Below are 25,008 nucleotides of genomic sequence, written 5' to 3' on the forward strand. Positions count from 1 at the left end.
GCGGGAGCCTTACAGACCCATGTCCTTGGCGATGATCGTCTTCATGATCTCGCTGGTGCCGCCGTAGATGCGGTTGACACGGTTGTCCGCGTACAGGCGGGCGATCGGGTACTCGTTCATGTAGCCGTAGCCGCCGTGCAGCTGCAGGCAGCGGTCGATGACGCGGTGGGCGACCTCGGTGCAGAAGAGCTTCGCGGAGGCGGCCTCGGCGGGGGTCAGCTCACCGGCGTCCAGGGCCTCCGTCGCCCGGTCGGCCACGGCCTCGGCCGCGTCAACCTCGGCCTGGCAGGCAGCCAGCTCGAACTTGGTGTTCTGGAAGTGGGCGACCGGCTTGCCGAAGACGGTGCGCTCCTGGACGTACTGCTTGGCGAACCGAACGGCGGCCTTGGCCTGCGCGTAGGCGCCGAAGGCGATGCCCCAGCGCTCGGAGGCCAGGTTGTGGCCGAGGTAGTAGAAGCCCTTGTTCTCCTCGCCCAGCAGGTCCTCGACGGGGACCTTGACGTCGACGAACGCCAGCTCGGCGGTGTCGGAGGTCTTCAGGCCGAGCTTGTCCAGCTTGCGGCCGACGGAGTAGCCCTCGGACTTGGTGTCGACGGCGAACAGGGAGATGCCGTGGCGGCGGTCCTCGGCGGTCGGCGCGGCCGTGCGGGCGCAGACGATCACCTTGTCGGCGTGGACGCCACCGGTGATGAAGGTCTTGGCGCCGTTGAGGACGTAGTGGGTACCGTCCTCGGAGAGCTTGGCGGTGGACTTCATGCCCGCGAGGTCGGAGCCGGTGCCCGGCTCCGTCATCGCGATGGCCCACATCTCCTCGCCGCTGACGAACTTCGGCAGGTAGCGCTTCTTCTGCTCGTCGGTGGCGAGCATCTTGATGTAGGGCAGGGCGAGCAGCACGTGCACGCCGGAGCCGCCGAACTGGACGCCCGCGCGGGCGGTCTCCTCGTAGAGGACGGCCTCGAACTTGTGGCTGTCCATGCCCGCGCCGCCGAACTCCTCGGGCACGCTGATGCCGAAGATGCCCAGCTCGCCGAGCTTGTAGTAGAAGTCGCGCGGCGCCTGGCCGGCGGCGAACCACTCGTCGTACACGGGCACGACCTCGGCCTCGATGAAGGCGCGAACAGTCTCCCGGAACGCCTCGTGATCCTCGTTGAACACCGTACGGCGCACGCCGCCCACCTCCACGTACCTCGGCATGACATCGGCATGTCTAAGCGCTTGCTCATGCACCGTACCGGCGAGTACGGAACCCCGTCCAGAGGGTTCCGGCCGTAACGCTCGTCACGCGCGGGGTCTCCCGGACCCGAGGCGGCTCCCGGCTACGCGGCCCCCGCCGCGGCGAACGCCCCCCGCGCCATCCGGTGCAGCAGGGCCGCCATGGCCCCGCGGCCGGGCAGGGTGCCGGCGCGGCCGAGATGCGGCGTGGAGTTGAGCAGGCCGAAGACCGAGTGGACCGCCGAGCGGGCGCCGGGCTCGGTCAGCGAGGGATAGACCTCCCGGACCACCTCGACCCACAGCTCCACGTACTGCCGCTGGAGCTGCCGGACCAGCTTGCGGTCGCTGTCGCGCAGGCGGTCCAGCTCGCGGTCGTGCAGGGTGATCAGGGGACGGTCGTCGAGGGCGAAGTCGATGTGGCCCTCGATGAGGGAGTCGAGGACCGCCGCGGCGCCGGTGTCCCCGTCGGCCTCCGCCAGACGGCGCTTCGCTCCCGTGAGCAGCTGGCCGCTGATGCCCACCAGCAGCTCGGCGAGCATCGCGTCCTTGCCCGGGAAGTGCCGGTAGAGGCCGGGTCCGCTGATGCCGACGGCGGCGCCTATCTCGTCGACGCCGACGCCGTGAAAACCGCGCTCGGCGAAGAGCCGGGCAGCCTCCTTGAGGATCTGCTCGCGGCGGGTGGGGGCGTCGGTTCTGGTGGCCATGCAGGCAATTCTAGACAGCGAGGTTAGCGGTCGTTAACCTGATGGAAATGGTTAACGCTCATTAACAGGTTCGATCACCGGGTGAGGGGACCGCAAGGATGCACGAGGCACCGGAGCTGACGAGCGCGGCAGATCCCGCGTCGGAGGCCTGGCGAGCCAACGAGGAAGGCCACCTCGCACTCGTCGGGGAACTGCGCGCCAAGCTGGCCGCGGCCTCCCTCGGCGGCGGCGAGAAGGCGCGGGCGCGGCACACCGCGCGCGGCAAGCTGCTGCCGAGGGACCGGGTGGACACACTGCTCGACCCGGGCTCGCCGTTCCTGGAACTGGCCCCGCTCGCGGCGGACGGGATGTACGACGGGCAGGCCCCCGCGGCCGGGGTGATCGCCGGGATCGGGCGGGTCAGCGGGCGCGAGTGCGTGGTCGTCGCGAACGACGCCACCGTCAAGGGCGGCACGTACTACCCGATGACGGTGAAGAAGCACCTGCGCGCGCAGGAGGTCGCCCTGGACAACCGGCTGCCGTGCGTCTACCTGGTCGACTCCGGCGGGGCCTTCCTGCCGATGCAGGACGAGGTCTTCCCGGACCGCGAGCACTTCGGCCGGATCTTCTACAACCAGGCCCGGATGTCCGGCGCCGGGATCCCGCAGATCGCCGCCGTGCTCGGCTCGTGCACGGCCGGAGGCGCCTACGTCCCGGCCATGAGCGACGAGGCCGTCATCGTCCGCGGCCAGGGCACGATCTTCCTCGGCGGGCCCCCGCTGGTGAAGGCGGCCACGGGTGAGGTCGTCACCGCGGAGGAGCTGGGCGGCGGCGAGGTGCACTCCCGTGTCTCGGGTGTCACCGACCACCTCGCCGAGGACGACGCGCACGCGCTGCGGATCGTCCGGAACATCGTCGCCACGCTGCCGGCCCGGCAGTCCCTCCCCTGGGAGGTCCAGCCGTCCGTCGAGCCCAAGGTGGACCCCTACGGGCTCTACGGCGCCGTCCCCGTCGACTCCCGCACCCCCTACGACGTCCGCGAGATCATCGCGCGCGTGGTGGACGGCTCCCGTTTCGCCGAGTTCAAGAGCGAGTTCGGGCAGACCCTGGTCACCGGCTTCGCCCGGATCCACGGACACCCGGTCGGGATCGTCGCCAACAACGGCATCCTGTTCTCCGAGTCGGCCCAGAAGGGCGCCCACTTCATCGAGCTGTGCGACCAGCGCGGCATCCCGCTGCTGTTCCTGCAGAACATCTCCGGCTTTATGGTCGGCAAGGACTACGAGGCGGGCGGCATCGCCAAGCACGGCGCCAAGATGGTGACGGCGGTGGCCTGCACCCGTGTGCCGAAGCTGACGGTCGTCGTCGGCGGCTCGTACGGCGCCGGGAACTACTCCATGTGCGGCCGGGCCTACTCCCCCCGCTTCCTGTGGATGTGGCCCAACGCCAAGATCTCCGTCATGGGCGGCGAGCAGGCCGCCAGCGTTCTCGCCACGGTCAAGCGCGACCAGCTCCAGGCGCGCGGCGAGGACTGGCCGGCCGAGGAGGAAGAGGCCTTCAAGGCGCCGGTCCGCGCGCAGTACGAGCGCCAGGGCAACGCCTACTACGCCACGGCCCGCCTCTGGGACGACGGCGTCATCGACCCGCTGCAGACCCGTCAGGTGCTGGGACTCGCCCTGACGGCCTGCGCCAACGCGCCCCTGGGAGACCCCCAGTTCGGCGTCTTCCGGATGTGAGGAGGGGAACCGTGTTCGACACAGTGCTCGTGGCCAACCGGGGCGAGATCGCCGTACGCGTCATCCGTACGCTCCGCTCGCTGGGCGTTCGCTCGGTGGCGGTCTTCTCCGACGCCGACGCCGACGCGCGGCACGTCCGGGAGGCCGACACGGCGGTACGGATCGGTCCGGCGCCGGCCGCCGAGAGCTATCTGTCGGTGGAGCGGCTGCTCGACGCCGCCGCCCGCACCGGCGCGCAGGCCGTCCACCCCGGCTACGGCTTCCTCGCCGAGAACGCCGGCTTCGCGCGCGCGTGCGCCGAAGCGGGGCTGGTCTTCATCGGGCCCCCGGCGGACGCGATCTCCCTCATGGGCGACAAGATCCGCGCCAAGGAGACGGTGCGGGCGGCCGGGGTGCCGGTCGTCCCCGGCTCCAGCGGGAGCGGACTGACCGACGCCCAACTCGCCGACGCCGCCCGTGAGATCGGCGTGCCGGTGCTGCTGAAGCCGTCGGCGGGCGGCGGCGGCAAGGGCATGCGGCTGGTGCGCGAGCTGTCCGTGCTGGAGGACGAGATCGCCGCCGCCCGCCGTGAGGCCCGCGCCTCCTTCGGCGACGACACGCTCCTGGTCGAGCGCTGGGTGGACCGCCCCCGGCACATCGAGATCCAGGTCCTGGCCGACGGCCACGGCCATGTCGTCCACCTCGGCGAGCGCGAGTGCTCGCTCCAGCGGCGCCACCAGAAGATCATCGAGGAGGCGCCGAGCGTGCTCCTCGACGAGAAGACCCGGGCGGGGATGGGCGAGGCCGCGGTGCAGGCGGCCCGGTCGTGCGGGTACCGGGGCGCGGGCACGGTGGAGTTCATCGTGCCGGGCGGCGACCCGTCGTCGTACTACTTCATGGAGATGAACACGCGGCTGCAGGTGGAGCACCCCGTCACCGAGCTGATCACCGGGCTGGACCTGGTGGAGTGGCAGCTGCGGGTGGCGGCGGGCGAGCGGCTGCCGTACGCGCAGGAGGACATCCGGCTGACCGGCCACGCGGTCGAGGCCCGGGTCTGCGCGGAGGACCCCGCGCGCGGCTTCCTGCCGTCCGGCGGGACGGTCCTGCGGCTGCGGGAACCCCAGGGCGACGGCGTGCGCACCGACTCCGGGCTCAGCGAGGGCACCGAGGTCGGCAGCCTGTACGACCCGATGCTCTCCAAGGTGATCGCATACGGCCCGGACCGTGAGACCGCGCTGCGCAGGCTCCGGGCGGCCCTGGCGGAGACGGTCACGCTGGGCGTGCAGACCAACGCGGGCTTCCTGCGCCGGCTGCTGGCCCATCCGGCGGTGACGTCGGGCGAGCTGGACACCGGGCTGGTGGAACGGGAAGTGGACGGGCTGGTGCCGCAGGGGGTGCCGGCGGAGGTCTACGCGGCGGCGGCCGTGCTGCGGCACACCGCGCTCGCGCCGGCCGGCGACCCCGGATGGACGAACCCGTTCGCCGCCGCCGACGGCTGGCGGCTGGGCGGCGAGCGGGCCTGGACACCGCACCACCTGCGGGTGCCGGGCCAGGACCCGGTGACCGTGCGCGTGCGCAGCACACCGGACGGCGGGACCGAGCTGCTCCTGCCCGGGGCGGACACGCCCCTTCAGGCATCCGGGACCGCGTCCGCGCGGCGCGGCACCGGGGACCGGTTCGCCTTCCGGCTCGACGGCGTCACGCACACCTTCGCCGTTCTGCCGGACGGCACCTGGCTGGGCCGGGACGGGGACGCCTGGCAGGTGCGCGACCACGATCCGGTGGCCGCGTCGCTGAGCCGCTCGGCCCACGCGGGTGCCGACTCGCTGACCGCGCCCATGCCCGGCACGGTGACCGTGGTGAAGGTGGCCGTCGGCGACGACGTGGCCGCCGGGCAGAGCCTGTTGGTGGTAGAGGCGATGAAGATGGAGCACGTCATCTCCGCCCCGCACGCCGGCACGGTCGCCGAGCTGGACGTGACGCCGGGCACCACGGTCGCCATGGACCAGGTGCTGGCCGTCATCGCACCGAACGAGGAGGCGGCGGAATGAGCGCCGACGGACTGCCCATGGCCGTACCGGCCCGGTCCCTGCCCGCGCGGGTGCGCATCCAGGAGGTGGGTGCGCGCGACGGGCTGCAGAACGAGAAGACGCCCGTGCCGACGGCGGTGAAGGCGGAGTTCATCCGCCGGCTGGCCGAGGCCGGCCTGACCACGATCGAGGCGACGAGCTTCGTGCACCCCTCGTGGGTGCCGCAGCTCGCCGACGCCGAGCAGCTGTTCCCCATGGTCGGCGACCTCGACGTGGAACTCCCGGCACTGGTGCCCAACCAGCGCGGCCTGGACCGGGCGCTCGCGCTCGGCGTGCGCAGCATCGTCGTCTTCGCCAGCGCCACCGAGTCCTTCGCGCGGGCCAACCTCAACCGCTCGCTGGACGAGTCGCTGGCGGCGTTCGAGCCGGTGGTGCGGCGGGCGAAGGACGCCGGGTTGCACGTGCGCAGCTATGTCTCGATGTGTTTCGGCGACCCCTGGGAGGGGGCGGTCCCCCTCCCCCAGGTGGCGCGCGTCTGCAAAGCCCTGCGGGACATGGGCTGCGACGAGCTGGGCCTGGGCGACACGATCGGCGTCGGTACGCCGGGTCATGTCCTCGAACTCCTCTCCCTGCTCAACGAGGAGGGCATCCCGACCGACACGATCGGCGTCCACTTCCACGACACCTACGGCCAGGCGCTCGCGAACACCTACGCGGCCCTGCAACACGGCGTGACGACCGTCGACGCCTCCGCCGGGGGCCTCGGCGGCTGCCCGTACGCCAAGTCCGCCACCGGCAACCTCGCCACCGAAGACCTCGTATGGATGCTGCACGGCCTCGGCATCGAGACAGGGGTCGACCTCGGCCGTCTCACCGCGACCAGCGTGTGGATGGCCGAACAGCTGGGCCGCCCCAGCCCCTCCCGTACCGTCCGCGCTCTCTCCCACAAGGACCAGTGATCAGCATGGACCACCGTCTCAGCCCCGAGCTGGAGGAACTCCGCCGCACGGTGGAGGAGTTCGCGCACGACGTCGTGGCGCCGAAGATCGGCGACTTCTACGAGCGGCACGAGTTCCCGTACGAGATCGTCCGCGAGATGGGCCGCATGGGCCTGTTCGGGCTGCCGTTCCCGGAGGAGTACGGCGGCATGGGCGGCGACTACCTGGCCCTCGGCATCGCCCTGGAGGAACTGGCCCGGGTGGACTCGTCGGTGGCGATCACCCTGGAGGCGGGTGTGTCGCTGGGCGCCATGCCGCTGCACCTGTTCGGCACCGAGGAGCAGAAGCGCGAGTGGCTCCCCCGTCTGTGCGCGGGCGAGATCCTGGGCGCGTTCGGCCTGACGGAGCCGGACGGCGGCAGCGACGCGGGCGCGACCCGTACGACGGCCCGGCTGGACCCCGACACCGACGAGTGGGTGATCAACGGCTCGAAGTGCTTCATCACCAACTCCGGTACGGACATCACCGGGTTGGTGACGGTCACGGCGGTCACCGGCCGCAAGCCCGACGGCAAGCCGCGGATCTCGGCGATCATCGTCCCGTCGGGCACGCCCGGCTTCACGGTGGCGGCCCCCTACTCGAAGGTCGGCTGGAACGCCTCCGACACCCGCGAGCTGTCGTTCGCCGACGTCCGTGTCCCCGCCGCCAACCTCCTGGGCGAGGAGGGCCGCGGCTACGCCCAGTTCCTGCGCATCCTCGACGAGGGCCGCATCGCCATCGCGGCGCTCGCGACGGGCCTGGCACAGGGCTGCGTGGACGAGTCGGTGAAGTACGCGAAGGAACGCCACGCCTTCGGCCGCCCGATCGGCGCCAACCAGGCGATCCAGTTCAAGATCGCCGACATGGAGATGAAGGCGCACACGGCCCGCCTCGCCTGGCGCGACGCAGCCTCCCGCCTGGTGGCCGGCGAGCCCTTCAAGAAGGAAGCGGCCCTGGCCAAGCTCTACTCCTCAACGGTCGCCGTCGACAACGCCCGTGAGGCCACCCAGGTCCACGGCGGCTACGGCTTCATGAACGAGTACCCGGTGGCCCGCATGTGGCGCGACTCCAAGATCCTGGAGATCGGCGAGGGCACGAGCGAGGTCCAGCGCATGCTGATCGCGAGGGAGTTGGGGCTGGTGAGCTGAGCGGAGCGGGCGCCCGCCGGACACGGTCCCGCCCACCCTCTGGACATTGAGCAAGGTTAGGCTAACCTACCTTCGACCTTGTCCGGCGGGCGCTTCGCCCCGTTCGAAAGCAGTCATACCCATGCCCCACGCCCGTGCCATCCACCTCACTCGCCGCGGTCTGCTCGCCGCGGGCGGCGCCCTCGGACTCGGCGCCGCGCTGACCGCCTGCGGGGACGACAAGGGGAAAGACGCGGACTCCGGCAAGGGGACGGCGGCCGCCAAGTCCGGCCCCTGGTCGTTCAAGGACGACCGCGGCACCACCGTGAAGCTGGACAAGGTCCCCGCGAACATCGTCGCCTTCACCGGTGTCGGCGCCGCGCTGTACGACTACGGCATCCAGGTCAAGGGCGTCTTCGGCCCGACGAAGACCACGGACGGCAAGCCCGACGTCCAGGCCGGCGACATGGACGTCAGCAAGGTGACGGTCCTCGGCAACACCTGGGGCCAGTTCAGCATCGAGAAGTACGCCTCCCTCGCCCCGGACGTGCTGATCTCCACGATGTTCGACGACGCCGGCACCCTCTGGTACGTCCCCGAGGAGTCGAAGAAGAAGATCGCCCAGCTGGCCCCGAGCGTCGGCATCTCCGTCTACGACCGCCAGCTCACCCGGTCGCTGGAGCGCATGGGGCAGCTCGCCGAGACGCTCGGCGCCGACCTGAAGGCCGCCAAGGTGGCCGACGCGAAGAAGCGGTTCGAGGACGCGGCCGCCCGGCTGCGCGCCGCGGCCAAGGCCAAGCCCGGCATCAAGGTGATGGCCGGTTCCGCGAGCGACCAGCTCTTCTACGTCTCCGGCACCAACCTCTCCGTCGACCTGGAGTACTTCAAGGCCCTCGGCGTGAACTTCGTCGAACCCCCGGAGAGCGCCAAGGCCAAGGGCGGCGGCTGGTACGAGTCGTTGAGCTGGGAGAACGTCGACAAGTACCAGGCCGACATCATCATGATGGACGACCGCACCTCGACCATCCAGCCGGCCGACATCACCAAGGCGACCTGGAAGAAGCTGCCCGCGGTGAAGGCCGGGCAGGTCATCCCCCGCTCGCCCGAGCCGATCCTGTCCTACGACAAGTGCGTTCCGCTGCTGACCAGCCTGGCCGAGGCGCTGGAGAAGGCCGAGAAGGTCAGCTGACCGCCCGGCCCGAGGGGGCCGGCGCCCCTTCGGGCCGCTGCAGCGAGCCCCCGACAAAGCCCTGAATCCCACCCTCAGGAGCCACACATGACGACGGCCGTAGCCGCCCCGTTCCGTTTCTTCTCGCTTCAGGTCGTACGGACGAGGCGGCTCGGCCCGTCCCTGGTCCGGGTCACCTTCGCGGGTGCCGATCTGCACGCCTTCCACTCCGACGGGCGGGACCAGTCCCTGTCCCTGTTCCTGCCGCATCCGGGGCAGGCCGAGCCGGTCGTCCCGCTGGAGCTGGGGGACGGCTGGTGGCAGGGCTGGCGGGAACTCCCGGACGACGTACGCGCCGTGATGCGCTCGTACACCCTGCGCGCCCTGCGCCGGAACCCCGACGAGGTGGACATCGACTTCGCGCTGCACGGCGTCGAACCCGGCGCCCCCACCCCGGCCGGGCCCGCCTCCCGCTGGGCCTCCCGTGCCGTCCCGGGCGACCGCGTCCTGCTGCTCGGTCCGGCGATCGCCGACAACCGCGCGATCCGCTTCCGGCCGCCGCAGGACACCGACCTCGTCGTCCTCTGGGGCGACGAGACCGCCGTGCCCGCCGCCACCGCCATCCTCGAGTCCCTTCCCGCCGGCACCCGCGCCCGCGCCTGGCTCGAGGTGCCGCACGCCGGTGACATCCAGGACGTGGTGACCGAGGCGGACACGGAGATCACGTGGCTCGTACGGCACGACGGCTCCCCCATGGCCGTCGACGCCGTACGGGCCTCGCACCTCCCTGCGGCCGAGCGGCCGTACGTGTGGATCGCGGGCGAGTCCGGCCGGGTGAAGGCGCTGCGCCGGCACTTCGTCGGTGAGCGCGGGATCGACCGGCGCCGGGTGACCTTCGTCGGGTACTGGCGCCAGGGGATGACGGAAGAGCAGCTGCGCGCCGCGGAGTAGCGGCGGCGCGCGGTGACGGCGGTCACGGAAGACGTGTGTTTGCCGTTCAAGAACTTAGGTTAGGCTAACCTAAGTTGAAGTCGCCGATCTCGACTCCCCGTCTCGAGTTCCCCGCACGGACTGTCCCCTCGGAGGACCCCCACATGCGCTCGCACCTGCTCAATGGCCTCACCGCGGAGCACTACCGCCGCTCCGTGACCGAAGGAGTCGAGCGGGTGGCGGCCAAACTCGCCACCACCGACCGTCCGTTCACCGGCGTCGCCGTGGACGCCCTCGCGCCCCACATCGACGCGATCGACCTCGACCGGCCGCTGGGCGACACCGCGGCCGTGCTGGACGAACTGGAGGACGTCTACCTCCGGGACGCCGTCTACTTCCACCACCCCCGCTACCTCGCCCACCTCAACTGCCCGGTCGTCATCCCGGCGGTGCTCGGCGAGGCCGTGCTCTCCGCGGTCAACTCCTCCCTCGACACCTGGGACCAGTCGGCCGGCGGCACCCTGATCGAGCGCAAGCTCATCGACTGGACGGCCGCCCGCATCGGCCTCGGCCCGGCCGCCGACGGCGTGTTCACCTCCGGCGGCACCCAGTCCAACCTCCAGGCGCTGCTGCTGGCCCGGGAGGAGGCCAAGAGCGATTCGCTCGCCAGGCTGCGGATCTTCGCCTCCGAGGTGAGCCACTTCAGCGTGAAGAAGTCCGCGAAACTGCTCGGCCTGGGACCGGACGCCGTCGTCGTCGTCCCCGTCGACCACGACAAGCGCATGCAGACCGTCGCCCTCGCCCACGAACTGGAGCGCTGCGCGAAGGACGGGCTCGTGCCGATGGCCGTCGTCGCCACCGCCGGCACCACCGACTTCGGCTCCATCGACCCGCTGCCCGAGATCGCCGAACTGTGCGAACGGTTCGACGCCTGGATGCATGTGGACGCGGCCTACGGCTGCGGACTGCTCGCCTCCCTGAAGTACCGGGACCGCATCGACGGCATCGAGCGCGCCGACTCGGTCACCGTCGACTACCACAAGTCCTTCTTCCAGCCGGTGAGTTCCTCCGCCGTGCTGGTCCGGGACGCGGCCACCCTGCGCCACGCCACCTACCACGCGGAGTACCTCAACCCGCGCCGCATGGTGCAGGAACGCATCCCCAACCAGGTGGACAAGTCCCTGCAGACCACCCGCCGCTTCGACGCCCTCAAGCTGTGGCTCACCCTGCGCACGATGGGCGCCGACGGCATCGGGCAGCTCTTCGACGAGGTCTGCGACCTCGCGCAGGAGGGCTGGCAGCTGCTCGCCGCCGACCCGCGCTACGACGTCGTGGTCGAGCCCACCCTGTCGACCCTCGTCTTCCGCTACATCCCGGCCGCCGTGACCGACCCGGCCGAGATCGACCGCGCCAACCTCCATGCCCGCAAGGCCCTGTTCGCCTCCGGCGACGCCGTGGTCGCGGGCACCAAGGTCGGCGCCCGCCACTACCTGAAGTTCACCCTGCTCAACCCCGAGACGACGCCGGCCGACATCGCCGCCGTCCTCGATCTGATCGCCGGCCACGCCGAGCAGTACCTGGGAGAGTCCCTTGACCGCGCGTCCTGAAGCCCCGAACAAGACCTACGACTTCGTGGGGATCGGGCTCGGCCCCTTCAACCTCGGCCTCGCCTGCCTCACCGAGCCGATCGCCGAACTGGACGGCGTCTTCCTGGAGTCCAAGCCCGACTTCGAGTGGCACGCGGGCATGTTCCTGGACGGTGCCCATCTCCAGACCCCGTTCATGTCGGACCTGGTCACCCTCGCCGACCCGACCTCGCCGTACTCCTTCCTCAGCTACCTGAAGGAGAAGGGCAGACTGTACTCGTTCTACATCCGCGAGAACTTCTACCCGCTGCGGGTCGAGTACGACGACTACTGCCGCTGGGCCGCGAACAAGCTGAGCAGCGTCCGCTTCGGCACCACGGTCACCGAGGTGACGTACGAGGACGACCAGTACGTGGTCCGCACCGAAGCCGGCGAAACGTTTCGCGCCCGGCATCTGGTCCTCGGCACCGGCACGTCGCCGCACATCCCGGACGCCTGCCGGGACCTGGGCGGAGACTTCTTCCACAACTCCCGCTACCTCCAGCACAAGGCGGAGCTGCAGCGCAAGAAGTCGATCACGCTGGTCGGCAGCGGGCAGTCGGCGGCGGAGATCTACTACGACCTGCTGAGCGAGATCGACGTCCACGGCTACCAGCTGAACTGGGTCACCCGCTCGCCGCGCTTCTTCCCGCTGGAGTACACCAAGCTCACGCTGGAGATGACGAGCCCGGAGTACATCGACTACTACCACGCGCTCCCCGAGGCCACCCGCTACCGGCTCACGGCCCAGCACAAGGGCCTGTTCAAGGGCATCGACGGCGATCTGATCAACGAGATCTTCGACCTGCTCTACCAGAAGAACCTCGGCGGCCCGGTCCCCACGCGTCTGCTCACCAACTCGGCGCTCACCGCCGCCCAATACGACGACGGCACGTACACCCTCGGCCTGCGCCAGGAGGAGCAGGAGAAGGACTACGAGCTGACCAGCGAGGGCCTGGTCCTGGCCACCGGCTACCGGTACGCCGAGCCGGCCTTCCTGGCCCCCGTCCGGGACCGCCTGCGCTACGACTCCCAGGGCAACTTCGACCTCGCCCGCAACTACGCCGTCGACGTCACCGGCCGCGGGGTCTTCCTCCAGAACGCCGGCGTCCACACGCACAGCATCACCAGCCCCGACCTGGGCATGGGCGCGTACCGGAACGCGTACATCATCCGCGAGCTGCTCGGCAGCGAGTACTACCCGGTCGAGAAGTCCATCGCCTTCCAGGAGTTCGCCGTATGACCCGCAAGGACCTGACCTTCACCGTCCGTCCGCTCGACCCCCTGAAGGACGCCGAGACGCTGCACCGCTGGGTCACGCACCCCAAGGCCGTGTACTGGATGATGCAGGACGCGAAACTGCAGGACGTCGAGCGGGCCTACATGGAGATCGCGGCCGACGAGCACCACCACGCCTTCCTCGGACTCCGGGACGGGGAGCCCGCCTTCCTGATGGAGAAGTACGACCCCGCCCACCGGGAGCTGACGGGGCTGTACGAGCCGCAGCCGGGCGACGTCGGCATGCACTTCCTGGTCGCGCCGTCCGACACCCCGGTGCACGGCTTCACCCGGGCCGTCATCACGGCCGTCATGGCGTACCTCTTCGAGGACCCCGCGACCCGGCGGGTCGTCGTCGAACCGGACGTGCGCAACACGGCCGTGCACGCCCTGAACGAGGCAGTCGGGTTCGTGCCCGAGCGGGAGATCCGCAAGCCCGAGAAGCAGGCCCTGCTGAGTTTCTGCACGCGCGAGCAGTTCACGAAGGCGGTGGCCGCGTGACCCTCGCCGACGCCGTGGCCCATCTGTCCCCCGAGCGCTGGGAGACCGCCAACCGGCTGCTCATCCGCAAGGCGCTCGCCGAGTTCGCGCACGAGCGCCTGATCACGCCCGAGCCGGAGGGCGACCGGTACGTCGTCCGCGGCGACGACGGGCTCACCGCCTACCGGTTCTCCGCCGTCCGCCGGGCCCTGGACCACTGGGAGATCGACGCCGCGTCGATCACCCGGCACCGCGACGGCGGCGAACTCCCGCTCGCCGCACTGGACTTCCTCATCGAGCTGAAGGAGTCCCTGGGCCTGAGCGACGAGATCCTGCCGGTCTACCTGGAGGAGATCTCCTCCACCCTCTCCGGCACCTGCTACAAGCTCACCAAGCCGCAGGTCTCCTCCGCGGAACTGGCCCGCCAGGGCTTCCAGGCGATCGAGACCGGGATGACCGAGGGCCACCCCTGCTTCGTCGCGAACAACGGACGGCTCGGGTTCGGCATCCACGAGTACCTGTCGTACGCCCCGGAGACCGCGAGCCCGGTCCGGCTGGTGTGGCTGGCCGCGCACCGCTCACGGGCCGCGTTCACGGCCGGGGCCGGCATCGAGTACGAGGGCTTCGTCCGGCAGGAGCTGGGCGCGGCGACCGTCGAGCGGTTCCACGGGGTGCTGACCGGCCGGGGCCTCGACCCGGAGGACTACCTGCTCATCCCCGTCCACCCCTGGCAGTGGTGGAACAAGCTCACCGTCACCTTCGCCGCCGAGGTGGCGCGCGGCCACCTCGTCTGCCTCGGCGAGGGCGACGACGAGTACCTGGCCCAGCAGTCCATCCGGACCTTCTTCAACACCAGCGACCCGCACAAGCACTATGTGAAGACCGCCCTGTCGGTCCTCAACATGGGCTTCATGCGCGGCTTGTCGGCCGCCTACATGGAGGCGACCCCGGCGATCAACGACTGGCTGGCCCAGCTGATCGAGAACGACCCGGTGCTCAAGTCGACCGGCCTGTCGATCATCCGGGAGCGGGCCGCCGTCGGCTACCGGCACCTGGAGTACGAGAAGGCCACCGACCGCTACTCGCCGTACCGCAAGATGCTGGCCGCGCTGTGGCGGGAGAGCCCGGTGCCCTCGCTCCGGGACGGCGAGTCCCTCGCGACCATGGCGTCCCTGCTGCACGTGGACCACGAGGGCGCCTCCTTCGCGGGTGCCCTGATCGAGCGGTCGGGCCTTGCCCCGGCGGAGTGGCTGCGGCAGTACCTGCGGGCCTACTACACCCCCCTCCTGCACAGCTTCTACGCCTACGACCTGGTGTTCATGCCGCACGGCGAGAACGTCATCCTGGTGCTGGCCGACGGGGTCGTGCGGCGGGCGGTCTACAAGGACATCGCCGAGGAGATCGCGGTGATGGACCCGGACGCGGTCCTGCCGCCGGAGGTCCGGCGGATCCGCGTCGAGGTCCCCGACGACCAGAAGCTGCTGTCGATCTTCACCGACGTCTTCGACTGCTTCTTCCGCTTCCTCGCCGCCCACCTCGCCGCCGAGGGCGTCCTGGAGGAGGACGGCTTCTGGCGCACGGTCGCCGAGGTCACCCGCGAGTACCAGGAGGCGAACCCCGAACTCGCCGACCGGTTCCGGCAGTACGACATGTTCGCCCCCGAGTTCGCGCTGTCCTGCCTCAACCGGCTCCAGCTGCGCGACAACCGGCAGATGGTGGACCTCGCCGATCCGTCCGGCGCGCTCCAGCTGGTGGGGAACCTGAGGAACCCGCTCGCGGGCCGGTGACGGCTCACAGACGTACGGGCACCCCGGAGTACGGTCCTCCGGGGTGCCCGTCGGCCGCGCGTCAGCCCGTCGGCCAGGTGACCTGCGGCGACCGGTAGTAGCGGATGCCGAGGGCGTCCCAGCGCGGCCCCTGGGCGGCCAGCCGCACCTTGTAGGCGTCCCAGTCGTGGGTGGCCGCCGGCGACCAGCCCAGCTCGGCCGCGCCGGCCAGGCGCGGGAAGGCCATGTACTCGATGTCGGCGGGCGTCTTCAGGGTCTCCGCCCACATGGGTGCCTCGACGCCCCGGATCGCCGACGCGGGTGCCCCGGCGAGATAGGCGCCCGGATCCCAGTCGTACGACCGCTTCACCTCCACCACACCGGCCCAGTCCAGGCCGAGTTCGGTGTCCTTGGTGTACTTCATGTCGAGGTAGATCCGGTCGGCCGGGGACAGGATCAGCCCGGTGCCGTTCCGGGCGGCCTCGGCGACCTGGGCCTTCTCCGCCGCCTTGGTGCTGTCCAGGCCCCAGTACTGGGCGAGGGCGCCCTCGACGGGGTGGGCGCCGGTGAGCTGGTGCCATCCGATGACCGTCTTGCCGTACTTGGCCACGACCGGCTGCACGCGGTCCATGAACGCCACGTAGTCGGCGTGGCTGGTGGAGTGCGCCTCGTCGCCGCCGATGTGCAGGTAGCGGCCCGGGGTGAGCGCGGCCAGCTCCCGGATCACGTCGTCCACGAAGTCGTAGGTGACCTCCTTGGGCACGCACAGCGAGCTGAAGCCGACCCTGGTGCCGGTGTACAGCGGGGGCGCCACGCCGTCGCAGTTGAGTTCGGCGTAGGAGGCCAGGGCGGCGTTGGTGTGGCCGGGCATGTCGATCTCGGGGACGACCTCCAGATAGCGGGAGGCCGCGTACCTGACGATCTCCCGGTAGTCGGCCTTGGTGTAGTAGCCGCCCGCGCCGCCGCCGACCTGGGTGGAGCCGCCGTAGGCGGCCAGGCGCGGCCAGGAGTCGATTGCGATGCGCCAGCCCTGGTCGTCGCTGAGGTGCAGATGCAGCTCGTTGATCTTGTAGAGGGCCAACTGGTCGATGTAGCGCTTGACCTGGTCGACCGTGAAGAAGTGCCGGGAGACGTCCAGCATCGCGCCGCGGTAGGCGTAGCGGGGACGGTCCTCGATGGTGCCGCCGGCGACCTGCCAGGGGCCGGGCTGGACGGTCTTCTTCTCCACGGCCGCCGGGAGCAGCTGGCGCAGGGTCTGGACACCGTGGAAGAGGCCGGCGGGGGTGCCGGCGGTGATGGTGACGCCACCGGCACTGCTGTGCAGCCGGTATCCCTCGGCGCCGAGGTCGTCGTGCCCGAGCCGCAGCCGGATGCCGCCGCTGCCGTGGTCGGTGAGCGGCAGCGGGTAGCCGGTGGAGGGCCGCAGGATGCCGGCGAGGTACGCGCCGATCCGGCGGACCTCGGCGGAGCCGTCGACCCGGACGCCGGTCGCGCGGGTGATGCGGTACGGGGTCCCGCCCGGCTCGGCGGAGGCGGGTGCCGGGACCACCCGGTCCGGCGGGATCGGTGCGGCGGCGCGCGCCGCGGGGGCCGCGCCGGAGGTGAACACACCGACGGCCGCCAGCAGCAGCAGTGATCCGAGGATCCGGGTCGTTCGGGGAGTGGTGCCGTGGTTCCGTCTCACATGCGCTCCCTTCGGTTCTGGTCGAGACCACTGTCCCGCAGATCCGGTGAAACAATCCCCGCATGGCGGAAATCATCCAGAAGGACGGCACCTGGGCCTTCGACGGCGACGCCCTGCGGCTCACCCCGGGCCGGGACAAGAACGTCAGTCCGCTCCGCCGGGAGCTGGGGGAACTCGTCGTGCCGTTGGCCGCGTTGGCCGGGGTCTCCTTCGAGCAGGGGCGCAAGTCGGGGCGGTTGAGGCTGCGGCTGCGCGACGGCGCCGACCCGTTGCTGCAGGCCACCGGCGGCCGGCTCGCCGAGCCGAACGACCCGTACCAGCTGGCCGTGGATTCCGACCGGTACGGCGTCGCCGAGTACGTCGCGGACGAGGTCCGCAACGCGTTGCTGCTGGACGGGGTCGCGCCGGACCCGGTCGCCGAGTACCTGCTGCCGGGTCCGGCGCTGCCGGTGTCCGTCTCCGCCGGGGACGGCACGGCGGGCTTCGACGGGGAGCGGGTGCGGCTGGAGTGGAACTGGAAGACGGAGGACGCCAAGGCCGCGACCGGCCCCCGGACCATCCCGCTCGCGCAGATCGTCGGCGTGGAGTGGCAGCCGGCGGCCGGGCTGGAGAACGGGTATCTGCGCTTCGAGGTGCGCGGCGCGCCCGTCACGGCACCACCCAAGTACGACCCGAACGCGGTCGAGCTGTGGGGTTTCAAGAAGGACCCGCTGATGGCCCTGGTCGCGGCGGCGGTCCAGGCCCGTCTGCCGCACCCGTCGGCTCCGTCCGCCGCGGCGGGCGCCGTGCCCGAAAAGCCGCTGTCGCTCGGGAAGGAGCCGGCCGAGGACGGCCACGACGCGCTGCTGCGGCGGCTGCGTGAGCTGGGCGAGCTGCACCGCGAAGGGGTGCTGACCGACGAGGAGTTCGCCCTGGCCAAGCAGGCGGTCCTCAAGCGGATGTGAGGACCGCCGGCGGTCGCCTACTTCGCCTTGCGGGCCACCGTGAAGTGGTCGATGCGGTTGCCGGTCTCGGCGATGCCCGACACCTTCAGCGTGGTCAGCCGGCCCTTCGGGGCGGGGGTGACGTCCACGCGCAGGAAGGAGTAGTCGAGGTAGCGCACCCGGGACCAGGCGACGGTCTCGTGGACCTTGCCGTCCTTGGTGTTGATGAACGAGGCCACGGAGTCGGTCTCGTGCTCGTGCCCCTCGTAGGAGTCCGGGGCGGTGAACGCGTACAGGCTGCGGCCCGCCGCGCCGGCGGTGACGTAGACCACACCCTCGGTCTCGGGGTAGGCCGTGCCGCCGACCGGCAGCTTCTTGGTGACCTTGTCGCCCTTGATCACGTCGGTGCGCTCGTACTGGTGGTTGTGGCCGTTGATGACCAGGTCCACGGTGTACTTCTCGAACAGCGGCACCCACTCCTGGCGCACGCCCCCCTCCGAGGCGTGCGCGGTGGAGGTGCAGTAGGCGCAGTGGTGGAAGAAGACGACGATGAAGTCGATGTCCTTCGAGGCGCGGAACTTCTTCAGCTGGGCTTCCAGCCACTTCGTCTGGGTTCCGCCGGATATGCCCAGGTTCGCCGGTATTTCGAAGGAGATGTCGTTGGCGTCCAGCGAGATGACCGCCGTGTTGCCATAGGCGAAGGAGTAGACGCCCGGCAGGTTCGCGGCGTCGGGGCCGTTGTCCGGGAGGTTCCAGCGGGCTTCCTCGCCGCCGTAGCCGTTGGGCGAGTACCAGGCCTCCATGTCGTGGTTGCCGTAAGCGGGCATCCACGGGACCTGCTTGGCGACCGACTCGGTCTGGTACAGGAACTGGTCCCAGGTGCGCGAGTCGAACCCGATGTCGGTGGTCTTGCCCGCCCCGGACGGGTCGCCGTAGGCGATGTCGCCGGCGTGCAGGTGGAAGGCCGGGTTCTGGCCGAGGATCAGGGCGTTGTTGGCCAGGCCGTGGTAGCTGACGCCCTCGTCGCCGAACGCGGTGAAGGTGAACGGCTCCTTGCGGGCGGGAGCGGTGGTGAAGGTGCCCAGCGTGCCCGCCAGGTGCGGCTCGCCCGGGTCGAAGCCCTGGTGGCCGACGCCGTAGTAGTACGTCCTGCCGGGGCGCAGGTGGGTGAGTTCGGCGTGCACGTAGTACTGGGTGTGGTCGCCGCTCGCGCCGACGCCGGCCGGGGTGTACAGGGTGCGGACCTCGGCCTCGATCTTGCGGGAGAGGTCCCAGGGGTGGGCGCCGATGCGGATGAAGGGCTTCTTCACCGCGACCGGGACCTGCCAGGAGACGGTGATCTCGGTCCGCGGGTCGTTGCCGAAGGCGAGGTGGCGACCGAAGGGGGCGACGAGGGAGCCGTCGACCGACTCGGTCGCGGGGGCGGTGCGCCGGGTCGGCACGGCCGCGTGGGCGGTGGCGCCCGTCACGAACGCGCCACCCGTGACGGCGCCCAGGGTGACGGCGCCGCCTCTGATCATGGAGCGCCGCGAGAACCTGGCACGCAGGTACTCATGCTGCTCGGCCATGCTCATGCGCGCGGCCAGCTTCTCGGGTACTCCCATACGAGGTATGTCCATGGCGTCCGAAACTCATGGGTCCGGGCAACGAGACCCAGGACACAGAGTGGACAGCGCGCGAACAGGGCACCATAAGAGCTTCAACAGGCGCTTGCCCGAAATCGGGCACGATTCTTGCGAAACGGCGGCCGGTGCTCCAGGATCTACCGGGTGCACGACGAACTGGTCGATCATCTGACGCGATCCACGACCCTGAACCGGGGCGAGGCGCTGCGGGTGGTCCAGGACGTGCTCGCCTACTTCGACGAGACGACCCAGGAGTTCGTCCGTCGCCGCCACCGTGAACTCCAGGCCCAGGGCCTGGTGAACACGGAGATCTTCGAACGGATCGAGGCGGACCTGCAGTACCGGGCGGTGGCGCCGCCGGAGCTGACGCTCAGGCAGCTGCGCCGCATGGTCTACGGCTGAGAACCAGCCGGACCGGACGAGCGACACTCAAGGGATACCTCTATATATGTGCGGAATTGTCGGATACATCGGGAAGCGTGACGTCGCCCCTCTCCTGCTGGAGGGTCTGCAGCGGCTGGAGTACCGCGGCTACGACTCCGCGGGCATCGTCGTCACCTCCCCGAAGACGCCCGGCCTGAAGATGGTCAAGGCCAAGGGCCGGGTGCGCGACCTGGAGGTCAAGGTCCCGGCGCGCTTCAAGGGCACCACCGGCATCGCCCACACCCGCTGGGCCACCCACGGCGCCCCGTCCGACCTGAACGCCCACCCGCACATGTCGGCCGACGACAAGGTCGCCGTCGTGCACAACGGCATCATCGACAACGCCGCCGACCTGCGCCGCAAGCTGGAGGCGGACGGCGTCGAGTTCCTCTCCGAGACCGACACCGAGGTCCTCACCCACCTCGTCGCCCGCTCCCAGGCGGAGACCCTGGAGGAGAAGGTCCGCCAGGCCCTGCGCGTGGTCGAGGGCACCTACGGCATCGCCGTGATGCACGCCGACTTCAACGACCGCATCGTGGTGGCCCGCAACGGCTCCCCGGTCGTCCTCGGCATCGGCGAGAAGGAGATGTTCGTCGCGTCCGACATCGCCGCCCTGGTCACCCACACCCGGCAGATAGTGACCCTCGACGACGGCGAGATGGCCACCCTCAAGGCCGACGACTTCCGCACGTACACCACCGAGGGCACCCGCACGACGGCCGAGCCGACCACCGTGGAGTGGGAGGCGGCGTCGTACGACATGGGCGGCCACGACACGTACATGCACAAGGAGATCCACGAGCAGGCCGACGCCGTGGACCGCGTGCTGCGCGGCCGCATCGACGACCGCTTCTCCACCGTGCACCTCGGCGGGCTCAACCTGGACGCCCGCGAGGCGCGCAAGATCCGCCGCGTGAAGATCCTCGGCTGCGGCACCTCGTACCACGCGGGCATGATCGGCGCCCAGATGATCGAGGAGCTGGCCCGCATCCCCGCCGACGCCGAGCCGGCCTCCGAGTTCCGCTACCGCAACGCGGTCGTGGACCCCGACACCCTGTACGTCGCCGTCTCCCAGTCCGGTGAGACCTACGACGTCCTCGCCGCCGTCCAGGAGCTGAAGCGCAAGGGCGCCCGCGTCCTCGGCGTGGTCAACGTGGTCGGCTCGGCGATCGCCCGTGAGGCGGACGGCGGCATCTACGTGCACGCCGGCCCCGAGGTCTGCGTGGTCTCCACGAAGTGCTTCACCAACACCACGGTCGCCTTCGCCCTGCTCGCCCTGCACCTGGGCCGCACCCGTGACCTCTCCGTGCGCGACGGCAAGCGGATCATCGAGGGCCTGCGCAGGCTGCCGGCGCAGATCTCCGAGATCCTCAAGCAGGAGGAGGAGGTCAAGCAGCTGGCCGAGCAGTACGCCGACGCCCGCTCGATGCTCTTCATCGGCCGCGTCCGGGGCTACCCGGTGGCCCGCGAGGCCTCCCTGAAGCTCAAGGAGGTCTCCTACATCCACGCCGAGGCCTACCCCGCCTCCGAGCTGAAGCACGGTCCGCTGGCCCTCATCGAGCCCGCCCTCCCGACGGTCGCGATCGTCCCCGACGACGACCTGCTGGAGAAGAACCGCGCGGCCCTGGAGGAGATCAAGGCCCGCGAGGGCAAGATCCTCGCCGTGGCCCACCAGCACCAGGAGAAGGCCGACCAGACGATCCTCGTCCCCAAGAACGAGGACGAACTGGACCCGATCCTGATGGGCATCCCCCTCCAGCTCCTGGCCTACCACACGGCCAAGGCCCTGGGCCGTGACATCGACAAGCCGAGGAACCTCGCCAAGTCGGTGACGGTGGAGTAGCCGAACCCGGACAGAACGGACCCCCGCGTGTGCCACCAGACACGCGGGGGTCCTTTCCATGCCGCTGCGGATCAGCCGGTGGCCGTCACCCCCCGGCCCGCGGCACGCCGAGGAAGCACCGTCGGCCAGTGGGCCACCGCCGCCGTCGCCGCGTACCAGGCCACCGCCCCCGAGGCTACGGCCACCCATCCGCCGGCCTTCGCGAGAGCGGAACTGTCGGCGAAGACCCCGACGGCCAGCACCAGCATCGCCAGGAACAGCAGCCCGTGCGTCACCTGCCCCAGGGTGTCCCCGCCGGCCACGGTCAGCGTGAGCGCCACCACGGCGAACAGAAGCAGGAACAGCCCGGCCGCGTTGGCCGATCCATGATCCGACACGGCCCAGGTGAACCAGAGGGCCCCGAGTGCGGCGTACCCGACGCCGGAGGCGGCGCCGTCACGGAGCGCCAGCAGGCCGATGAGGAAGAGGGCGACGCCGCCCACGTAGTGGGCCAGGGTCACCGCGTCCGACGTGCCCACGCCGTCGATCACGCCGGTCGTGCCGAGCCCGAACGCCAACAGGGTGATCCCCAGGGCGAGTCGGCCGGCCACGGTAGTGCTCACGCTTCCCGCGGAGACGTCATTGTCCACGGCGGGCTCCCTTCGTGCATGTGCAGTTGTGCGGTGACCGGGATATGCCCTTCACAAGGGCACAAATCACCTCTACGCGCGAGTAGTTTCGCGCTGCACAAAGGGAGTTGACGAAGCGTGAGGTCCTACGGAATGACGATCACGGGCCGCTGCGCCCGCTTGGCGAGCCGCCCCGCGACGGAGCCGAAGATCCGGCCGACGATGCCGTGCGTGGAGCCGACGACGATCGCGTCGGCCTCGTACTCGCGCCCCACCTCTTCGAGTTCGTGGCAGATGTCCCCGCCCCGCTCGACCAGGATCCACGGCACCTCGGCCAGGTAGTCCGCGCAGGCCAGCTCCAGCCCGAGGACCTCGGTGCGATGGTCCGGTACGTCGACGAAGACGGGCGGCTCGCAGCCCGCCCACACGGTGGTGGGCAGCCGGTTGGCGACGTGGACGATGATCAGGCCGGAGTGGGAGCGGTGGGCCATGCCGATGGCGTAGGCGAGGGCGCGCTCGCTGGAGGTCGAGCCGTCGAAGCCGACGACGACTCCATGCCGGAAGGCGGGGTCGCAGGAAGGGCGTGACTCCGGCGCCGCCAGGGGCTCGGCCGCCGTGGGGTCGGCGACGGGCCGCTTGCGGTCCGCGGGTTCGAAGAATTCGTGACCGGCCATGGCTGTCTCGGCGTTGTGATCCTTTATGGGTGGGACGACAGAGTGCGGCGGAAGTGTGCGGCGGAGCTGTGTCCGGGAAACATCTTCCCAACCCCATACCCCCAAGGGTACGGCGGCACGCCTCCTGAGCCCAGATCCCGCGCACGCTCCGTAAGCGGGCCCCCGACGTCCGCAGGGGTTCACCGGAGCATGCACGAGCGACGCCCGTAACGCAATGGTTGCTGCCCCGTACAGGCGGTTTGCACACGGTTCACAGATGTGCGGCCGGTGACCGTCCCGTCGAACGGGCGTTGTACCCGGGTGAACCACCGCCACAGGGAGTACGAGATGTCCGGACCCCGACCGACCCCCGACCCGCAGCCCGCGCCGGACACCGTGAGCGACGTGATCCGCTGGGCGGCCTTCAGCTGCGTCCTCGTCCCCGTGATCCTCCTCTGGTACGGCACCTCGCTGGCCGGCGCGACAGGTACCGCGCTGGGCCTGGCCGCCGTCACGGCCGCCTGCCGGCTGCTGCTGCGCCGCTCCGAGCGGCGCGCCGGGGATTGCGCCACGCAAAGAGGCGGACGTCACACCCGGGGGCAGACACCGGTCGACTGACCGGTTTCCGCACCCTCGGACGCATCTTTTCAGCCAACTTCTGGATACCGACCGAGAGGGGTCCTGACCACCCCCCAACCCGCGTTCCACCTGCACGAACAGGGTCCACGGGCCACCGCGCACCCTACGCGGTTTGGCCACTGCGACAAGGCGCACTTCCCTGCACGGCCCACGAGTGCAACCCTTCGTGATCGAATGCTTCACGCCAAGTTGTCATGTCGACAATGTCCGGCGTGTCGAACTGGCCACCGTGAGACCGCGGGAGCCAGTAGATTCGATCTTGATCGTCTTACGGCGGGGGACTCGTGCAGGACCGAGGGGAAACGTGCAGGAGCGACACAACCGAGGAGCCGCGACCACCGAGGGGGGCTTAGCAGTATGAGCCACGACTCCACTGCCGTGCCGGAAGCCGCGGCCCGGAAGCTCTCCGGGCGACGCCGCAAGGAGATCGTCGCGGTGCTGCTGTTCAGCGGCGGCCCCATATTCGAGAGTTCGATCCCGCTGTCGGTGTTCGGGATCGACCGCCAGGACGCCGGCGTACCGCGCTACCGACTGCTGGTGTGCGCCGGCGAAGAAGGCCCACTGCGGACCACAGGGGGCCTGGAACTCACCGCACCACACGGGCTCGAGGCGATCTCGCGCGCAGGCACGGTCGTCGTACCGGCCTGGCGCTCGATCACCTCGCCGCCACCGGAGGATGCGCTCGACGCACTGCGCCGCGCGCACGAAGAAGGCGCCCGCATCGTAGGGCTGTGCACGGGCGCGTTCGTGCTCGCGGCGGCCGGACTGCTGGACGGACGCCCGGCGACCACCCACTGGATGTACGCGCCGACGCTGGCCAAGCGCTATCCGTCGGTGCACGTCGATCCGCGGGAGCTGTTCGTCGACGACGGCGACGTGCTGACGAGCGCCGGTACGGCCGCGGGCATCGACCTGTGTCTGCACATCGTGCGGACGGACCACGGCAACGAGGCGGCCGGCGCGCTCGCCCGGCGTCTGGTGGTCCCGCCGCGCCGCAGCGGCGGTCAGGAGCGCTATCTCGACAGGTCTTTACCAGAGGAGATCGGCGCCGACCCGCTCGCCGAGGTCGTCGCCTGGGCGCTGGAACACCTCCACGAGCAGTTCGACGTGGAGACACTGGCGGCACGCGCCTATATGAGCCGCCGCACCTTCGACCGCCGGTTCCGCTCGCTGACCGGCAGCGCACCGCTGCAGTGGCTGATCACGCAGCGGGTGCTGCAGGCGCAGCGGCTGCTGGAGACGTCGGACTACTCCGTGGACGAGGTGGCGGGCCGGTGCGGCTTCCGCTCCCCCGTCGCGCTGCGCGGGCACTTCCGCCGCCAGCTCGGCTCGTCCCCGGCGGCCTACCGCGCGGCCTACCGGGCCCGACGGCCGCAGGGCGACAAGCAGGGTGACCCGGAGACCCAGATGTCCCCGGCCCTGCAGCAGGGCCCGCCCGCGCATCTGCCCGGCGGCCCCGGACAGGTGGGCCACATGCCCGCCGTGCTGCATCCGGACAGCGGCGTGCCGATACAGAGCCGCCGTGCGGCGGCCGGCGCGGTGAGCCTGCTCCCGGGACCGCGCACGGGTAACTGAGCGAACCGGAGAAGAAGAGGAGAAGGGGGGCCGGGCCACCGGCC

Annotated in this window: 21 protein-coding genes; 15 read left to right on the top strand and 6 right to left on the bottom strand. The window is 70.6% G+C overall.

All coding sequences use genetic code 11. The annotated features are described in order from the left end of the window. Positions 1 to 9 precede the first annotated feature (9 nt). On the bottom strand, positions 10 to 1,167 hold the full coding sequence (locus tag ACZ5CW_RS07935) for an acyl-CoA dehydrogenase family protein (RefSeq protein WP_468599527.1): 1,158 nt from the start codon (positions 1,165 to 1,167) through the stop codon (positions 10 to 12). Between the two features lie 149 nt (positions 1,168 to 1,316). Further along, on the bottom strand, positions 1,317 to 1,916 hold the full coding sequence (locus ACZ5CW_RS07940; RefSeq protein ID WP_468599379.1) for an SACE_7040 family transcriptional regulator: 600 nt from the start codon (positions 1,914 to 1,916) through the stop codon (positions 1,317 to 1,319). Positions 1,917 to 2,014: 98 nt separating this feature from the next. On the opposite strand from ACZ5CW_RS07940, the gene ACZ5CW_RS07945 reads away from it, so the two are divergent. The 10 genes from ACZ5CW_RS07945 to ACZ5CW_RS07990 all read left to right on the top strand — a co-directional run bounded on the left by ACZ5CW_RS07945 (position 2,015) and on the right by ACZ5CW_RS07990 (position 15,012). Continuing rightward, the gene (locus ACZ5CW_RS07945; protein ID WP_468599381.1) at positions 2,015 to 3,631 is read left to right on the top strand and encodes a carboxyl transferase domain-containing protein; all 1,617 of its coding nucleotides are present in this window, start codon (positions 2,015 to 2,017) and stop codon (positions 3,629 to 3,631) included. A gap of 11 nt (positions 3,632 to 3,642) precedes the next feature. Beyond that, positions 3,643 to 5,661 (top strand): acetyl/propionyl/methylcrotonyl-CoA carboxylase subunit alpha, encoded by a 2,019-nt coding sequence (locus ACZ5CW_RS07950; RefSeq protein ID WP_468599382.1) that lies wholly within the window; start codon positions 3,643 to 3,645, stop codon positions 5,659 to 5,661. Further along, the gene (locus tag ACZ5CW_RS07955) at positions 5,658 to 6,599 is read left to right on the top strand and encodes a hydroxymethylglutaryl-CoA lyase (RefSeq protein ID WP_468599383.1); all 942 of its coding nucleotides are present in this window, start codon (positions 5,658 to 5,660) and stop codon (positions 6,597 to 6,599) included. Before ACZ5CW_RS07950 ends, ACZ5CW_RS07955 begins: the two co-directional genes overlap by 4 nt. Positions 6,600 to 6,604: 5 nt before the next feature. After that, positions 6,605 to 7,765 carry an acyl-CoA dehydrogenase family protein gene (locus tag ACZ5CW_RS07960; protein WP_468599385.1) on the top strand — a complete coding sequence of 387 codons (1,161 nt, stop codon included), beginning with the start codon at positions 6,605 to 6,607 and terminating at the stop codon, positions 7,763 to 7,765. Between the two features lie 121 nt (positions 7,766 to 7,886). Next, positions 7,887 to 8,933, top strand: a complete 1,047-nt coding sequence (locus ACZ5CW_RS07965; protein ID WP_468599387.1) for an ABC transporter substrate-binding protein — start codon at positions 7,887 to 7,889, stop codon at positions 8,931 to 8,933. An 87-nt stretch (positions 8,934 to 9,020) separates the two neighbouring features. Further along, on the top strand, positions 9,021 to 9,863 hold the full coding sequence (locus tag ACZ5CW_RS07970; RefSeq protein WP_468599389.1) for a siderophore-interacting protein: 843 nt from the start codon (positions 9,021 to 9,023) through the stop codon (positions 9,861 to 9,863). A 143-nt stretch (positions 9,864 to 10,006) separates the two neighbouring features. Continuing rightward, a complete protein-coding gene (desA, locus tag ACZ5CW_RS07975) occupies positions 10,007 to 11,449 on the top strand; it encodes a lysine decarboxylase DesA (protein ID WP_468599391.1) in 1,443 nt (480 codons plus the stop codon). Next, positions 11,433 to 12,710, top strand: coding sequence for a lysine N(6)-hydroxylase/L-ornithine N(5)-oxygenase family protein (locus ACZ5CW_RS07980; protein ID WP_468599392.1), 1,278 nt, complete (start codon positions 11,433 to 11,435; stop codon positions 12,708 to 12,710). Before desA ends, ACZ5CW_RS07980 begins: the two co-directional genes overlap by 17 nt. Beyond that, entirely contained in the window at positions 12,707 to 13,246 is a 540-nt protein-coding gene (locus ACZ5CW_RS07985; RefSeq protein ID WP_468599394.1) for a GNAT family N-acetyltransferase, read from the top strand. The genes ACZ5CW_RS07980 and ACZ5CW_RS07985 overlap by 4 nt, the downstream gene beginning before the upstream one ends. Continuing rightward, positions 13,243 to 15,012: an IucA/IucC family protein gene (locus tag ACZ5CW_RS07990; protein WP_468599395.1), complete on the top strand. Its 1,770-nt coding sequence runs from the start codon at positions 13,243 to 13,245 to the stop codon at positions 15,010 to 15,012. Before ACZ5CW_RS07985 ends, ACZ5CW_RS07990 begins: the two co-directional genes overlap by 4 nt. Before the next feature lie 61 nt (positions 15,013 to 15,073). Here ACZ5CW_RS07990 and ACZ5CW_RS07995 read toward each other — a convergent pair whose 3' ends face one another. Next, positions 15,074 to 16,675 (bottom strand): beta-N-acetylhexosaminidase, encoded by a 1,602-nt coding sequence (locus ACZ5CW_RS07995; RefSeq protein WP_468599397.1) that lies wholly within the window; start codon positions 16,673 to 16,675, stop codon positions 15,074 to 15,076. A gap of 62 nt (positions 16,676 to 16,737) precedes the next feature. On the opposite strand from ACZ5CW_RS07995, the gene ACZ5CW_RS08000 reads away from it, so the two are divergent. Next, complete coding sequence (locus tag ACZ5CW_RS08000) at positions 16,738 to 17,619, top strand: DUF4429 domain-containing protein (protein WP_468599399.1); 882 nt, start codon at positions 16,738 to 16,740, stop codon at positions 17,617 to 17,619. Between the two features lie 17 nt (positions 17,620 to 17,636). Here ACZ5CW_RS08000 and ACZ5CW_RS08005 read toward each other — a convergent pair whose 3' ends face one another. Beyond that, complete coding sequence (locus ACZ5CW_RS08005) at positions 17,637 to 19,202, bottom strand: purple acid phosphatase family protein (protein WP_468599528.1); 1,566 nt, start codon at positions 19,200 to 19,202, stop codon at positions 17,637 to 17,639. Positions 19,203 to 19,367: 165 nt separating this feature from the next. Here ACZ5CW_RS08005 and ACZ5CW_RS08010 point away from each other — a divergent pair, with 165 nt between their 5' ends. Continuing rightward, positions 19,368 to 19,625, top strand: coding sequence for a hypothetical protein (locus ACZ5CW_RS08010; protein ID WP_468599400.1), 258 nt, complete (start codon positions 19,368 to 19,370; stop codon positions 19,623 to 19,625). 46 nt (positions 19,626 to 19,671) lie between these two features. Then, positions 19,672 to 21,489, top strand: a complete 1,818-nt coding sequence (gene glmS, locus ACZ5CW_RS08015) for a glutamine--fructose-6-phosphate transaminase (isomerizing) (RefSeq protein ID WP_468599402.1) — start codon at positions 19,672 to 19,674, stop codon at positions 21,487 to 21,489. Between the two features lie 71 nt (positions 21,490 to 21,560). Here glmS and ACZ5CW_RS08020 read toward each other — a convergent pair whose 3' ends face one another. Together ACZ5CW_RS08020 and ACZ5CW_RS08025 are read right to left on the bottom strand one after the other, a co-directional pair. Further along, positions 21,561 to 22,118, bottom strand: coding sequence for an acetate uptake transporter family protein (locus ACZ5CW_RS08020; RefSeq protein ID WP_468599403.1), 558 nt, complete (start codon positions 22,116 to 22,118; stop codon positions 21,561 to 21,563). Positions 22,119 to 22,243: 125 nt separating this feature from the next. Further along, positions 22,244 to 22,771 carry a universal stress protein gene (locus ACZ5CW_RS08025; RefSeq protein ID WP_468599404.1) on the bottom strand — a complete coding sequence of 176 codons (528 nt, stop codon included), beginning with the start codon at positions 22,769 to 22,771 and terminating at the stop codon, positions 22,244 to 22,246. Between the two features lie 327 nt (positions 22,772 to 23,098). Here ACZ5CW_RS08025 and ACZ5CW_RS08030 point away from each other — a divergent pair, with 327 nt between their 5' ends. After that, positions 23,099 to 23,368: a hypothetical protein gene (locus tag ACZ5CW_RS08030; RefSeq protein WP_468599406.1), complete on the top strand. Its 270-nt coding sequence runs from the start codon at positions 23,099 to 23,101 to the stop codon at positions 23,366 to 23,368. 378 nt (positions 23,369 to 23,746) lie between these two features. Further along, entirely contained in the window at positions 23,747 to 24,964 is a 1,218-nt protein-coding gene (locus tag ACZ5CW_RS08035; RefSeq protein ID WP_468599408.1) for a helix-turn-helix domain-containing protein, read from the top strand. Positions 24,965 to 25,008 lie beyond the last annotated feature (44 nt).

This window comes from Streptomyces sp. NPDC031379, from assembly GCF_055569615.1.